This window comes from uncultured Clostridium sp. (assembly GCF_900547735.1).
GTDB lineage: Bacteria > Bacillota > Clostridia > Lachnospirales > Lachnospiraceae > Otoolea.
Genome location: NZ_URHZ01000110.1, coordinates 1 through 14,399, shown reverse-complemented (window position 1 = coordinate 14,399; position 14,399 = coordinate 1). Strand labels below are relative to the sequence as shown.

Sequence of the window (14,399 nt, the reverse complement as noted above, 5' to 3'; positions counted from 1 at the left end):
CACCCTCCCACTCCCCCGTCCGCCGTCTTACAGAGGCGTCCTCGCATCTCAATTATCTGTGATGAGGAGAAAATCGACGAAAAGGGTTGCTATGGAGCCCCTGATTTTATCGTGGAAATTGTGTCGCCGGGAAGCCGGAAACTGGATTACTACAAAAAATTGACATTGTATCAGGAAACTGGAGTCAGGGAGTATTGGATTGTTGCTATCCATGAGTGGTAAGACCGTTCCGGCTGCTCCTCCGCTTCTACTTTTTTCCCACAGGCACAATTAGGCTGAGAAAACGAAAAATGCTATAATCAGCTGCATTTGAATGCCCTATTTGTTCTATTATGATATAATAGAGTATCGGTTCCAATGAGCGGTCAGGAACGGGCCTTATGTCTGACCGGACAGAAAGCAGAACACGGGAAATGACTTCTAAAACAACGGGAGGAACATGACATGACACAGCAGGAATTTGTGACGATGGCGGAGTTTTTTCTGCGCATTTTGACGGCCGCGGCGTGCGGGCTTGTGATTGGATATGAGAGGGAAAACAGGAATAAGGAGGCGGGAATCAGGACCCATGCGATTGTCGCCTTGGGAGCGGCCCTGATTATGATAGTTTCCAAATACGGTTTTTACGATATCCAGAATTATGATGCATCCAGGGTTGCGGCGCAGATTGTCAGCGGAATCGGCTTTCTTGGCGCGGGGATTATATTTATCAGAAACCGGGCCGTCAGCGGGCTTACCACGGCAGCCGGAATCTGGGCCACCGCCGGCGTCGGTATGGCGGTTGGTTCGGGAATGTATTATATCGGCATTGCCGTCACGGTTCTGATTGTGCTGATGCAGTTTATCCTGCATAAACAGTTTGTCATGAAAAAAGAGCACAAATATGAGAAAGTGGTCATGGTCATGAAAGAAAATCCGCAGATCGGGGAGATCCAGGAAAAGCTGACCGGCCGTAGAATCGAAGTGGTGGACCTGGAAATCGAGATGACCGAGAAACAGGAGTATAAAATTGAGATGGGAGTGTTCCTGCCGAAAGAATTCGGCAAGATGGAGCTGACCAAGTTATTGCTGGACTGCGGCGGAGTGACATATGTAAGGTGTTAGACTGTCGGACCGCCGGCCTGCACACCGGTGACGGGTAAAGAATAAAACCCTTCCGTATTTTTCCTGATAGCAGCCTGATACCGGGAAAAGGACGGAAGGGTTTATAAATTCAGGTTTTTATGAAATGCCTGAGAACTGGTTTCTTACCTTCTGAATTTTCATGGCCTCCGCCTGTTCGGTGGTGTACCATCCCTTAGCGGACATCTTTTTGTAAATATCGTCCTGCATGCAAAGGCTGTTATTTAAAGCCTGATCAAAGCTCTGACGCACATCTGCCGTGGAAGATTCAATCGTTCCGTGCATATACAGATCGCATACACCCTTAGTGGTCAGAAGCAGGTTTTCCATTATACATCTGTCATCCATCTCACATTCCTCCTTTCTGTCCCTTATTACGTTAAATGGTAGATACTGTCAAAAATCTGCTGATGTTTTTCAGCGATCTGCTGAACACAGGTTTTCAGTTCCTGATCCTGAAGATTCTGAATCGCATCCTGACACTGAGTTTTGAAAAATTTCTCGTGTCCTAAAGCGTCTTCAATATAATCTAATTCCTTTGGACTCATGTTTATCACCTCCACAATTAGTATGTGAGGATTAAGGAAAAGTATCAGCACATATTCTTTCCAGTTAAATTCCTGTTTTTAGGAATTTTTAAATTGTAAGAACCGTAAGGATAAATTTGCTTGTGGCGAATCGGCCGGGAAGATATAATGAATGTAAATTTCAGAAAGCAGGGTGAATGTTTATGGATAAAAAGATAGTAAAGGATACGGTGAAAATAAATTTTTTCAAGAAGTTGCTGTTGCCGGGAACCGTCGTTTTTATGAGTCTTTCGCTGGCCGCCTGCGCCGGGGGCGGTAAAGCGGACGGTACCAGGACCGGGGCCGCCGCAGGGCAGGCACAAACGGAGACCTCCGGCGGTGAGACGGTTAAAGAACCGGAAACTTCAAAACCGGAAGCCAAAGAGTCGAAACCCGTCTCTGCGGCGAAACAGGAAGAAACGGGAAAAGAAGTAAACGAAACAAAGGCGGAAACAGGGAAACAGGAAGGACTGCCGCAGGAGAATGCAGGTGCGGGAATGGCAAATCCAATCAGACAGGTGGATTCCTCATCCGATTTTGAGTCCATCGGCCTGAAACTCGAACTTCCGGTTAATGACCAGTGGTACAGTGAGCCTCTTTTTACCATAATCGGCGGCAGGGTGGCTCAGATTCAGTTTGTCGATGAGATTACAGGCTCCGATGCCATTGCAAGGGCCGGAAAGAGCAAGGAGGGAGACATCTCCGGCATCTACTATGTATTTGACGGCAGTAAAAAGCAGAGCTGGTTTACAAAGCTGGAAGATGGAACGAAGATTGATATCACCGTCCAGGTGACGGCAGAAAATTCGGACGTCCACGGCGTGCTCGCCACGTGGGCTTATAAAGACATCACTTTCAGCCTTTGGGAGGACGACGCCTGGGAACATCCGGATGCGGTGGCGAAGATGGCAATTGAGATTATGGAGAGAAGCGCTTCGGAAACAGAATAGTTTTATTCAAATAACCGGTTTGCCCTTTCCATCCGCTCCGCCACGGAGACGTTGAAGGGACAGCGGCTCTCGCAGTTTTTGCAGCCGATACAGACGGAGGCGTTGGCATTTAACTGCCTGTAATGTTCGCGTACGGCAGCCGGAACCTCCTGATGCATGGTCGCCAGATCGTAGAGTTTATTGACCATGGCAATGTCGATGCCGGCCGGGCAGGGAGCACAGTGGCCGCAGTATGTACACTGGCCCGCGGCGTAGGCGTGATGAGGTGCAGAGGCCAGGACGGTTGCATAATCTTTTTCCTCCTCGGAGGCAGTTTCATAGGCGGCTGCCGCCAGGACATGCTCCGGGGTATCATACCCGACCATGACACTGGCCACCGCCGGGCGGGTCAGGGCATAGTGCAGGCACTGCACCGGAGTGAGGGCCACTCCGAAGGGGGAGGTGCGCTCATCGAACAAACGGCCCCCGGCATATCCCTTCATGACGGTGATACCGACGCCCTGCTGTTCACAGATCCGGTAAAGCTCCTCACGCTCCGGAGCAATGCCGCCCAGGGATTCATCGTACTTCTCCTCAAAATATCTTGTGATATCATCGGTGGCGGGCAGCAGATCAAAGGCCGGATTGATGCTGAACAGAATCATTTCAATCTCACCGCACAACGCAGCCATTTTTGCCACGTCGGGATTGTGGGAACTGAGGCCAATGTGGCGGATGGTTCCCTTTTCCTTCAGGCCGCGCACGTACTCTATGTATTCGCCGGACATAATTCTCTCGAATTCGGCTGTATCGTCCACAAAGTGAATCATGCCGAGATCAATGTAATCCGTCTTAAGTCTTGTAAGCAAATCTTCAAATGCCTCTTTTACTATGGAAAGCTCACGTGTCCTGACATACTGGCCGTCCTGCCAGGTGGAACCGATGTGGCCCTGGATAATCCAATTTTCCCTCCGCCCCTCAAGCGCCGTGCCGATGTTGGTGCGGACGTTCGGCTCAGACATCCAGCAGTCTAAAATATTGATTCCCTCTTTTTCACATGCATCAACCACTTCTTTAATTTCCAAGGCATTATGGCGCTCCAGCCACTCCGCCCCAAGTCCGATTTCACTTACTTCCAGTCCGGTATTGCCGAGTTTCCTGTATCTCATCGCTGTATCCTCCTCTTTATTACTGTCTGTGGAACCGCATCTTTCTAAGAGCGGGTCCCAAAAACGCGGGTCCCGAAAACGCAGGTCCCGAAAACGCAGGTCCATGAAGCACAGGCCAAATGCCGCTGCCGAAGACCTCATACGCAGCCTTGTCTCCTGGAGCCTGTTTGAAAATAGCTCCGGTGTATGGATGGAGACGGTATAAAGAAAGTATATATGGAAAATTACGGTTTGCCAAGGGCATTCCGGTAAAATAAAAATCCACCTTTCCCCCATAAAGATGGAATGGCCGAAAAAGAAACGGTCCCGTAAAAGATAATACAAGATACCATTCTAAAGATAATACAAGATGCTATCCTAAAGATAATACAAATTTTAAAGTTGTATCAAAAATATCCAAAAGAAAATTGTGAAACACGCCGAAAATGAGCAAATATGCACAAATCTATTTACAATAAAAGTTGAAAATGTTATTTTAGAAAAAACAATATATTGTTAAAAACTAAATTGGTATTATCAATTGTGAAAGATCAGGGGATAAAGATGGAACAAAAGTTTAAAGTTTATATCAGTGATTACGATTATGAAAATATTGATATTGAAAAAAGTATTCTGGAGCCGATTGGGGCTGAGGTGATTGGACTGAAGGACAATACGGGAAAGACGCTCCCGCAGTACGCCTGGGATGCGGATGCCATTATCCAGCAGTATGCAAAAATCCCGAGGAGTACGATAGAACAGCTCAAAAACTGTAAGGTGATTGCCAGATACGGAATCGGAGTGGATATCCTCGATGTGGAGGCCGCTTACGAGCATGGAATGGTCGTGACCAACGTGCCCGACTACTGTCTGGACGAGGTAGCGGATCATGCGGCCGCCTGTTCGATGATGCTGGTGCGGAATGTCCCGTTTTACAATGATAAAGTCCACGCCGGAAGCTATCGGTGGCAGGACTGGAGAGCGCCGATCAGGCGGTGCCGGAATGCGCGGTACGGTTTCCTTGGATTTGGGAGAATCGCACAGAACCTGGCCAGGAAGATGGCGGCGTTTGGATTTGAACTGATTTCCAGCGACCCGTTTGTGTCGGAGAGCTATATGAGAACCTTCGGAGTGAAGAAGGTGGATCAGGAAGAATTGTTTTGTACCTCCACGGTCGTATGTGTCCTGACTCCTTATATGGAAGCAACGCACCATATCGTCAATGAAAAAATGCTGCGCCTGATGCAGCCCGACAGCTATATTGTGGGAGTGACGAGAGGGAAATGCGTGGACAACAAGGCGCTCTATAAGGCATTAAAGGAAGGATGGATTGCCGGGGCGGCTCTCGATGATCCGGAGGAGGAGCCGATGAAGATGCAGGGCTGGTCGCCGCAGCTTAATCCTCTGTTCCAGCTTGACAACTGCTTTTTCACTCCGCACACGGCCTACATAAGCAGAGAAGCGCTGGACGAGTGCCGCCGCATCGCCGCGGGAAATGTCAAAGCGGTGCTCCTGGGAGAGCGTCCCGCCAACCAGGTTTACCCTGCAAAAAGAAAATAAAAGATTATCGCATGAAACCGGATATAAAAACCAGAAAAATAAAATGATAAAATATCACACCAAAACAAAAGGAGAAAAACAAATGAAATGTATCGTTAATGAGAGACCGGAAATCGATGAGAAATTAATTAAACCGTTCAGGGACATGGAGGATGTGCTTTCACTTTCCTGTGTCGTGGGGGATGCGATGGAGCGTGACAATGTGATGCGCCACGACATGAAACCCAAGGCAGCCGACAAAAAGATAATCGGACCTGCCATCACGGTGAAGCTGACGGCGGGGGATATCGTGGACTGCCTGAGGGTATTTGAGATTGCGAAGCCGGGGGACGTCATCGTGATTGACGCCTTTGGTGAGACGGAGACATCGATTTGGGGAGGTCTGATGTCAGGGATAGCCAGAAATGCCGGAGTAGCCGGAGCGGTGATTGACGGAAGCTGCCGCGACACGGACGAGGCCAGGATGATGGATTTTCCAATCACGGCAAAGGTATGCGGTCCAAGGGCGGCCCATACGGCTTACTCGGGAAGGAAAGAGCCGATAGAAATCAATGTACCGGTGTGCTGCGGAGGCCTGGTTGTAAATCCCGGAGATTTGATTGTGGCGGATGAAATCGGAGTTGCGGTCGTACCTTATGAAAAGCTGGCCGAGGTTTATCCGGCAGCGAGAGAACAGGCGGACCGTGAGATTGCAACGAGGGAGGAAATCCTGAAGGGCGCAGGCGTAGAGGAATTACTGGCCAAATTCGGAAGAATCTAAGAAATGAAGGAAACAGGGGACCCTGAATAATAAAGATTACCTGTGGAAAATGAGTGATTAAAGAACAGAAGAATTGGGAGGATACAAAGAATGAAACGAATGAAAAAAATATCGGCGGTTATGTTGGCGGCGGCAATGGCATTATCACTCACGGCGTGTTCCGGCTCATCGGAAGGCGGCGCGGCAAAACAGGACAAGCAGGCGGGAACGGACGCCCCGATTACACTTAAGATTGCGCATGGCGCCAGCGAGACCTATCATTTGCACAGGGCGCTTCTGAAATTCAAGGATATCGTGGAGGAGACCGGTAAATTTAAAGTGGAGATTTACCCGAACCAGCAGTTCGGCTCCGACGGAGAGATGATAGAAGGGGTAAAAACAGGAGATTTGACCATGGCGGTATCACCCAGCTCCTATCTGACGGATGAATGCCCCAGCATGAGCCTGATTGAGCTTCCCTACGTATATCCCAACCGCGAAACGGCCCTTGCTACCTTAAACGGGGAGTGGGGACAGAAAGAACTTGCCGAACTGGAGAAGGCCGGACTTCACGGTCTGGGATATATGGAGAACGGAATGCGTCATCTGACAAACAGCAAGAAAGAAATTCATCTGCCGGCCGATTTAAACGGAATGAAGATCAGAACCATGCAGGTAGAGGCTCATGTGGATTTCTGGAACAGCCTCGGCTGCTCGGCGGAGGGGTCTCCATTCTCAGAGCTTTACACAAACCTGAGCACAGGAGTGTTCGACGGTGAGGAAAACCCGATTGCCCACATCTATTCCCAGAAATTTTATGAAGTGCAGAAATATATCACATTGTCGGAGCACGTATACTGCGCATACATTCCTCTTGTGACAACCGATTTCTGGAACGGACTCACGGAAGAACAGCAGACCATTTTAAATGATGCGTTTAAACAGTCGTATGATTACCAGATGGAACTGGTGGAAACGGAAGAAGAGAGCCAGTTAAAAGAGATGGAAGCGGCCGGATGCATCGTCACAAAGCTTACGGATGAGGAAAAACAGGCATTTATCGAAGCCGCACAGCCGACACTTGAAAAGTACAGGGAAAAAGTCGGCGCCGGGGTGTACGATGAATTTGCACAGGCGGTGGAAAAGGCGGCGGTAAAATAGTTGTTTGACTTTTGGAGCCTGAAAAGGAGGTTTCTATGAAAAAAATAATTGGCTGGCTTGATGAAAATCTGGAGAAGTTCGTCTGCGTGGCGCTTTTCATGGTTTTTACAGCGATTATGGTAGTAAATGTATTTATGAGATACGTTGTCAGACAGGCGATTCCCTGGGCATCCGATCTGGTGCTGTTTCTGTTTGTCTGGTTTGTCTGGTTTGCCATAAGTTATGGCTTCAGGGCCGGTTCCCATGTAAACGTGACGGCCGTCGTGGGGTGTTTTCCGTGGAAAGTGCAGAAGGCTCTGAAGATACTCTGCTATGGAATTGCCTTTGCGGGCTTCTGCTATATCTTTTATTTCGGAGTGCGTCTGCTGTTTGACTCCTCGGTGGTCGGAAAGTACGGACTGCTAATCAAGTATCCGATGTGGAGCCTTTATCTGGCGACGCCAATCGGTTCTGCACTCAGCATTTTAAGGATCGCCCAGATTCTGGTGGAAATTGTCGGAGAAAAGGAGGTAGTGTAATGGCGGCAGGCGTTTTATTTATTTCACTGCTTGTGTTAATTCTGGTGGGCATGCCGATTGCCATTGCGCTGGCGATGTCGTCCGCCCTCACCATACTGGTCTATGGGACGGCAACCCCGCTTCTTCAGGTGCGTTCCATCGTGACGGCCGTGAGTTCCTATCCGTTACTGGCCATCCCGCTGTTTATTCTTGCGGGTGACCTGATGTATACGGGCGGCTTATCCAAACGTCTTGTAAGGCTGGCGGATGCCTGGCTGGGCTCCGTGAAGGCGAGCCTGGCCTACGCAACGGTGGCGGCTTCCACATTTTTCGCCGCGATTTCCGGTTCCGGTCCGGCCACGGTGGCGGCCATTGGCTCCAACGTGGTTCCCGAGATGGAAAAGAGGGGATATCCCCGGGATTACAGTACGGCCCTGGCGGCGGCCGCCGGAATTGTAGGAGTTCTGATTCCTCCGAGCATTCCCTTTGTTATGTTCGGTATTTCGTCCGGAGCCTCGGTCAGCACGCTTTTTATGGCGGGTATCATTCCGGGACTTATGTTTTCCGTCGGTTTCTGCCTGATGGCGCGATTCCTTTACGGCAAGAGGAAAATCGAGAGCGAAGTCCGTAAATTCGATCTGAAAGAAGCCCTGACGGTTACAAAAGACAGCATCTTTGCCGTGCTTGCGCCCGTGATTGTCCTGGGAGGGATTTACGGTGGAATCTTTTCTCCAACGGAAGCGGCCGCGGTTTCCGTATTCTATGCGATTGTGATAGGATTTTTCGTCTATAAAGAACTCACCGTCAAAACACTGGTGGAGGCTTTTATAAAAAGCACAAAGACAACGGCAACCTGTATGGGACTCGTTGCATTCGCCTCCACATTCGGCCGTCTTCTGACGCTGGAGCAGGTGCCGAACAATCTGGCGAATTTTATAGCGGGTATTTCATCCAACAGGTACATCATTCTTCTTCTGATCAATATCTTCCTGATCTTTGTCGGAATGTTTATGGAGACGATTGCTTCTATTATTATCCTGACGCCGATCCTTCTGCCGGTTGTAACCGGTCTGGGTGTGGATCCTGTCATGTTCGGCGTTATGATGACGGCCAACCTTGCCATTGGTTTCTGTACGCCTCCGCTGGGGGTAAATCTCTTCGTGGCGAGCGGCATCAGCGGACTGAAGGTGGAGGAGATAACAAAAGCCATACTGCCTTATTTCGCGGTAATGTTTATCGTTCTGCTGCTGATTTCTTTTGTGCCGGCCATCAGCCTGGCGCTTCCGGCAGTTCTGAACGGGTAAGGAGGATGGAAATTTGAGAGATTATATCATAACCCTGGATACGGGGACGACCAATACAAGGGCCTCCCTGTGGCATCGGGACGGCACATTCCTGGGAGAGGAAAAATGCCATGCGGGAGTCAGGAATACGGCAATAGACGGAAATAACAATTTCCTGAAAAAAGAAACGGGAGACTGCCTGAGAAAACTGACGGAGGAATACGGTGTAGCCTTTGAACAGGTGGCAGGCGTATTCGCCTCGGGTATGGTCACATCCAATGTGGGGCTGATGGAAGTGCCTCATCTCACGGCCCCGGCCTGCGCCTCCGATTTTGCGGACAGCGTGTTGAAAGCGGAGCTGCCCGAGGTGTGTCCGGTCCCCGTCTACTTTATTCGGGGACTTAAGAACGAACTAAAGGATTGGAAAAATCTGGACATTATGGATATAATGAGAGGGGAAGAGGTGGAGACGCTGGCTCTTCTCACGGAATATCCGGCGGGAACACCCTATGTCTTTATCCTTCCGGGGTCCCATACAAAGTTTGTCTTTGTCAATGAGAATAAAGAGATCACGGGCTGTCTGACAACCCTGACCGGCGAACTGCTGGAGACGGTAACGAACCATACAATCCTTGCGGACGCTGTGGAAAAACGTTTTGTCTCCAAAGATACCTATAGCAAAGCCGCGGTTCTGGCGGGATACCGGGCGGCACAATCACAGGGATTTGGGCGGGCGGCCTTTTTATCCAGGATTTACCGCATGTTTGGAAACGGTGAGGAGAGGGAGAGCGCATGGACGGCCAATTTCCTGCTGGGGACCGTGCTGTGGAACGATGTGACGGCGCTGCGGGGCTGCTGCGATGGGGAGCGGGCGGCGCGGACGGTCGGAATTGTGGCCGGAAAAGAGCCGTTTATAAGCGGCCTTGCCGATCTGCTGTCGGAAGACGGCTACCTGAAGGAATTAAGGCGGCGTGAACCGGAACCGGGGCCGTCTCTCTCGGCCAGAGGAGCCTTTGGGATTGCCTGTATTTATCTGGGGAAGGAGCGTGGCTGAACGCATTTTTAAATACGTTCAGCCAAGTATGTTCCGGAGAACAGGAGGGTTAGAATGGAGAAACTGGGTAATGAAAAGATAGCGGTGAATTTCGGTAATCTGCTGGACGGAATTGAAATGCCCGAAATGTACCTGGTGCATCAGCAGTTTCCGAAGGAGAAAATAGAAGAGATAGAGAAGACGGTGAGGGAAGAGATGGAGCAGAAATTCGGCTCCGCATCCTTCGCGGGCAAACGAATCGCGGTGACGGCCGGCAGCCGGGGGATTTCCCACTGTACCGGAATTTTAAAAGAAATTATCTGCTTTTTTAAAGAAAAGGGAGCAATCCCCTTTGTCGTTCCGTCCATGGGAAGCCACGGAGGCGGAACCGTGGAGGGACAGATGGAGGTGCTGCGCCATCTGGGGCTGACTCCGGAGAGTCTTGGGGCGGAATTTATGCCGGAGATGGATACGGTGCCTGCGGGACATCTTTCCAACGGCCTCCCGCTTTACTTTTCAAGAGCAGCCATGGAGGCGGATGGGATTTTCCTCGTCAATAAGATCAAGCCGCATGCCGATTTCAAGGGAGAGCATGAGAGCGGCCTTGTAAAAATGCTGGTGATCGGCCTTGGGAAGCATAAGGGCTGCGCCAGTCTGCACAAGCTGGGATTTGAAAATTTCCCCTGGGCCCTTCCCGAGGCGGCGGGAATCATCTTAAAACAGGCTCCCGTTTTAGGCGGCCTGGCGATCGTGGACAATGCCTATGATGAGCCGATGGTTCTTGAAGCGGTTCTGCCGGAACGTCTGCTGGAAAGAGACAGGGAACTTTTGAAGCTGGCCAAGGCCAATATGCCCTGCCTGAAGGCAAAGAAAGTGGATGTGCTGATTATTGAGGAGATTGGAAAAAATATCAGCGGCGAGGGGATGGATCCCAATGTGACGGGTCGTCCCGGGTCGGGTTTAAACGAGGGTTTTACCGATATCAGAATTAAAAACATTGTCGTTCTCGGAACCACTGAGGAGTCCGGAGGCAACGGCGCAGGACTTGGAATGGCGGATATTACGACTCTGGACTGTGTCAGAAACCTGGATCTGGGGATTATGTACACAAATTCCATTACGGCAGGAATCCTGGGGCCGTCCAGGCTGCCCATTATCCTGAACAACGACAGGGAAGCTATCAGGACAGCCATTAAGATTGCCGCCCCACTCCGTACGGATTCTCCCAGGATTATCTGGATCAAAAACACGCTGGAACTCGATGAGATCCGGGTGTCGGAGGCTCTTCTTGACGAATTTACCCGGAGAGAAGATGCAGAGGCAGCAGGCCGGGCCGGATTTGCATTTGATGAAAACGGCAGGCTGAAGCGTGTTTAAATTTTTAAATACGCTCCGGTACAAAATATAACCCAGGAGGAATTGCAGGTGGCATATACTAAAAATGCGACGGAAAAAGCCTATACATTTATTCAGGATAAGATTGAAAGCGGAGAGTGGAAGCCGGGAGATAAAATCTGGACGGAAGCCATGCTCTGTAAGGAGCTTCAGATTAGCCGCGTGGCGGTGAGGCAGGCTCTCAATAAACTGGTGTCTCTGTCCGTTGTTTACTGTATACAGGGCTCGGGTACCTATGTCCAGGCCCCGAAACCGCAGGAGGATCTGGATCTGGGTTTTGACGGCGTCGTATATGATGATCTGATCAGTATCCTGGAGTACCGCCGTTATTATGAGTGCGGCAATGTGGCGCTGTTTATCAGAAATGCAACGCAGGAGGACATAGAGGAGCTGGAGAGGCAGTATGAGATTATGAAGGGATGCGGGGATGACATGGAGGCGTTTTACACGGCGGATTATCATTTTCATGACATCATTGCGAAGGGGACGAAAAAAGAATTTATTTTCCGCATATCCAATTCCCTGAACAAAGTCCTGCTGCGTCACCAGGAACACGTCAATCTCTGGATTGGGCCGGATATCGGGTTGGAATATCATGAATTCATCCTGAAATACATAAAGGAAAAAGATGTGGATTTTGCCACGATGTATATGCAGAAACACATCGATGCAACGATCCAGGCTGTCCAGGAAAACCGGAGAAAGCACAGGAGCAGTGAAAAGAATGAGAAATGAGATACTTGACAGGATGAAAGAGGACAAGGTGATTGCCATTGTCAGGGGCGTCCCTTTCCGTTATATGGAACAGACCATCCGCGCCCTGTTAAATGGCGGCGTCTGTCTGGCGGAGATAACCTATAACCATTCATCGGAGGAAGGACGGAAGGAAACGCTTAAGAGCCTTATGTTAATCAAAGAGAAGCTGGGTGACCGGGTGCTTCTCGGAGCGGGAACCGTGCTCACGGAGCGCGATGTGGAGGAAGCAAAAGAGGCCGGAGCCTGCTACGTCATCTCCCCGAATGTCAATGAGAAGGTTATCAGAAAAACCAGGGAGCTTGACATGATTTCCATGCCGGGCGCCTTTACTCCGACCGAGGTTGTGACGGCCTATGAGGCCGGAGCCGATATTGTGAAGCTGTTTCCCGCGGCTCTTATGGGACTTTCCTATGTCAAGGCCCTGAGAGGCCCGCTGGGACATATTCCCGTATCGGCGGTCGGAGGCGTTACCCCGGAAACGGTGCCTGAATTTCTGGCGGCCGGGGTTTCCTGTTTTGGAATCGGAGGAAACCTTGTGGATTTAGAGAAAATCCGCGCCGGAGCATTTGATGTAATAGAAGAAAGAGCCCGTCTGTTCCACAGGGCGGCCACAGGGATATAAAGAGGTAAAAAGAAGGCAAAAAGAAGGCAAAAAGAAGGTGAAAGATCCGGGGGGCGGAACTTTCACCTTCTTTTTCGCGCTTGGCGCGGGAGTTCCGCAAGGGAACTCTGTTTCACAGGAAGGGGCCCTGTGAGTTCAGGCGGTTTTCAGGGGCCTGTGGGGGAGAGTGCCTCCGTGCCGCCTGTATACGGGAACAATAAATAGAAAAATAGCAATGGAAAAAATAAAAAACAGGATATAGGAGGGAAGATAACTTCCCGTCATATCGGCCAGAATCCCCGGCACGGCGCTGGATACGAGGCCGCCTAAAGAGTAAGCGAGCTGATAATTTTTCAGCACCGTGGCGAAATTGCCCACCCGGCAGAAGTCGGACGCCATAAGAGAGAGTCCCACCGACGCCAGCGCAAGCCCTATCCCGAGAAACAGGAAGGTGACTCCGAATAGGAGGCCCCCGGCCTGCGGGGCAAAACAGCAGAGCGTCTGTCCGATGCAGAGCAGCAGGCAGAAGAGAGCCGCCGCGGGATAACTTCCAATCCGATCTGCAATCCATCCAAAAGAGCATTTGCCGATAATAAGCAGCGCCCCCATAAACGATAAGAAAAACGAAACCATGGCGGCCGAATGGCCGGTGGTCGTATAGAGCAGTGACAGGTTATTATATCCGGTAAGGCCGACCACACCGATTAAAAATATTCCGGCCATAATGCAGAAATGTTCCCGGCGGCTCAGACGGTCGTGCAGCAGCGGCTGACCGCCGCTGCCGGAGGAATGTCTGTGCCAGGAGTGTTTTGCCGGAGAGGCCGTTTTTGCAGCCTGCTCAGTTTTCCCGGAGCGCTCGGGTGCGGTAAGGGCCGGATTTTCGCGTATCATCACAATCACGGGCAGGGAAAAAATGACTACGGCCAGCGCCTCGATGAGGAAAGAGGAGGAAAGACCAAAATTCCTGATTAAAAACAGGAGAGCCACAGGCCCGAGAATGGCTCCCAGGCCGCTCCCGGAGGCCGCGATTCCCAGTGCGGCGGCCGGTTTGAGAGGAAACCACTGTCTGATGAGAAGGGAAGCCGGAATCATGCCTCCCAGCGCATAGCTGAAACCGGATATGGCGGACGCAAGATAATAAAGGGCCGGAGTCGATGAGAACCCGTAGATAAGAAAGGCCGCCGGGGCACAGAAAACAGCCAGCGCAATGCCTCTCTTAAGTCCCAGCCTTGCGTAGTAGTGATCCACTAAAAACATGGCGGCCAGTGATGCCACGCTTTTCACCGTAGCCATCAGGGAAATCTGGGTGTTGGTAAATCCGTGGACCTCGATTATAAAAGGCAGATAGATGGAAAATGCGTTACTGACCAGTCCGACGCAGACGAAAACCGTGGCCGTGCTGAGCGCGCATATGACAAAACGGTATGGACTGTCTTCTTTCATGGAATTATCCCCCTTGTGTGTGGATTTAGTTGAGGAATGAGAACGCCGCCGGAACGGTCGGGGTTCGGGATGGTGAGAGGGAGGTTGTGAGTCTTCAGTCCCGGTTTTCAAGTTGTCGCGGGTGGGGAATCCGGGCAGAAAAAGTTCCTTCGGGAAACGCTCGCGC

The 14,399-nt window shown here is 50.7% G+C and carries 16 protein-coding genes; 12 read left to right on the top strand and 4 right to left on the bottom strand.

Annotated elements, in window-relative coordinates:
• On the top strand, positions 1-222 hold a 222-nt coding region (locus QZT18_RS22050; protein WP_294151584.1), incomplete at its 5' end, for a Uma2 family endonuclease.
• A 222-nt stretch (positions 223-444) separates the two neighbouring features.
• Positions 445-1,104 (top strand): MgtC/SapB family protein, encoded by a 660-nt coding sequence (locus tag QZT18_RS22045; protein WP_294151582.1) that lies wholly within the window; start codon positions 445-447, stop codon positions 1,102-1,104.
• 117 nt (positions 1,105-1,221) lie between these two features.
• Here QZT18_RS22045 and QZT18_RS22040 read toward each other — a convergent pair whose 3' ends face one another.
• Together QZT18_RS22040 and QZT18_RS22035 are read right to left on the bottom strand one after the other, a co-directional pair.
• Positions 1,222-1,470 (bottom strand): spore coat protein, encoded by a 249-nt coding sequence (locus QZT18_RS22040; protein WP_125144111.1) that lies wholly within the window; start codon positions 1,468-1,470, stop codon positions 1,222-1,224.
• 26 nt (positions 1,471-1,496) lie between these two features.
• Positions 1,497-1,670: a hypothetical protein gene (locus tag QZT18_RS22035; protein WP_294151578.1), complete on the bottom strand. Its 174-nt coding sequence runs from the start codon at positions 1,668-1,670 to the stop codon at positions 1,497-1,499.
• A gap of 182 nt (positions 1,671-1,852) precedes the next feature.
• Here QZT18_RS22035 and QZT18_RS22030 point away from each other — a divergent pair, with 182 nt between their 5' ends.
• The gene (locus QZT18_RS22030; RefSeq protein ID WP_294151577.1) at positions 1,853-2,638 is read left to right on the top strand and encodes a hypothetical protein; all 786 of its coding nucleotides are present in this window, start codon (positions 1,853-1,855) and stop codon (positions 2,636-2,638) included.
• Between the two features lie 2 nt (positions 2,639-2,640).
• Here the strand turns inward: QZT18_RS22030 and QZT18_RS22025 are convergent, their stop codons facing one another.
• Positions 2,641-3,786 carry an aldo/keto reductase gene (locus tag QZT18_RS22025; RefSeq protein WP_294151574.1) on the bottom strand — a complete coding sequence of 382 codons (1,146 nt, stop codon included), beginning with the start codon at positions 3,784-3,786 and terminating at the stop codon, positions 2,641-2,643.
• Positions 3,787-4,329: 543 nt separating this feature from the next.
• Here QZT18_RS22025 and QZT18_RS22020 point away from each other — a divergent pair.
• From QZT18_RS22020 to QZT18_RS21980, 9 genes are all read left to right on the top strand, one after another.
• Positions 4,330-5,325, top strand: a complete 996-nt coding sequence (locus tag QZT18_RS22020) for a C-terminal binding protein (protein WP_294151572.1) — start codon at positions 4,330-4,332, stop codon at positions 5,323-5,325.
• Positions 5,326-5,407: 82 nt separating this feature from the next.
• Positions 5,408-6,085, top strand: a complete 678-nt coding sequence (locus QZT18_RS22015; protein ID WP_294151570.1) for an RraA family protein — start codon at positions 5,408-5,410, stop codon at positions 6,083-6,085.
• Positions 6,086-6,175: 90 nt separating this feature from the next.
• The gene (locus QZT18_RS22010; RefSeq protein ID WP_294151568.1) at positions 6,176-7,225 is read left to right on the top strand and encodes a TRAP transporter substrate-binding protein; all 1,050 of its coding nucleotides are present in this window, start codon (positions 6,176-6,178) and stop codon (positions 7,223-7,225) included.
• Between the two features lie 35 nt (positions 7,226-7,260).
• On the top strand, positions 7,261-7,743 hold the full coding sequence (locus tag QZT18_RS22005) for a TRAP transporter small permease (protein WP_294151566.1): 483 nt from the start codon (positions 7,261-7,263) through the stop codon (positions 7,741-7,743).
• Positions 7,743-9,026 (top strand): TRAP transporter large permease, encoded by a 1,284-nt coding sequence (locus tag QZT18_RS22000; protein WP_294151564.1) that lies wholly within the window; start codon positions 7,743-7,745, stop codon positions 9,024-9,026. The genes QZT18_RS22005 and QZT18_RS22000 overlap by 1 nt, the downstream gene beginning before the upstream one ends.
• Before the next feature lie 13 nt (positions 9,027-9,039).
• The gene (locus QZT18_RS21995) at positions 9,040-10,059 is read left to right on the top strand and encodes a 2-dehydro-3-deoxygalactonokinase (protein ID WP_294151563.1); all 1,020 of its coding nucleotides are present in this window, start codon (positions 9,040-9,042) and stop codon (positions 10,057-10,059) included.
• Positions 10,060-10,113: 54 nt separating this feature from the next.
• A complete protein-coding gene (locus QZT18_RS21990) occupies positions 10,114-11,415 on the top strand; it encodes a hypothetical protein (RefSeq protein WP_294151561.1) in 1,302 nt (433 codons plus the stop codon).
• 48 nt (positions 11,416-11,463) lie between these two features.
• Complete coding sequence (locus tag QZT18_RS21985) at positions 11,464-12,168, top strand: FadR/GntR family transcriptional regulator (protein WP_294151559.1); 705 nt, start codon at positions 11,464-11,466, stop codon at positions 12,166-12,168.
• Positions 12,158-12,811, top strand: a complete 654-nt coding sequence (locus QZT18_RS21980) for a bifunctional 4-hydroxy-2-oxoglutarate aldolase/2-dehydro-3-deoxy-phosphogluconate aldolase (RefSeq protein ID WP_294151557.1) — start codon at positions 12,158-12,160, stop codon at positions 12,809-12,811. Before QZT18_RS21985 ends, QZT18_RS21980 begins: the two co-directional genes overlap by 11 nt.
• Before the next feature lie 135 nt (positions 12,812-12,946).
• On the opposite strand, the gene QZT18_RS21975 is transcribed toward QZT18_RS21980, so the two are convergent.
• Positions 12,947-14,233 carry a nitrate/nitrite transporter gene (locus QZT18_RS21975; protein ID WP_294151555.1) on the bottom strand — a complete coding sequence of 429 codons (1,287 nt, stop codon included), beginning with the start codon at positions 14,231-14,233 and terminating at the stop codon, positions 12,947-12,949.
• Positions 14,234-14,399 lie beyond the last annotated feature (166 nt).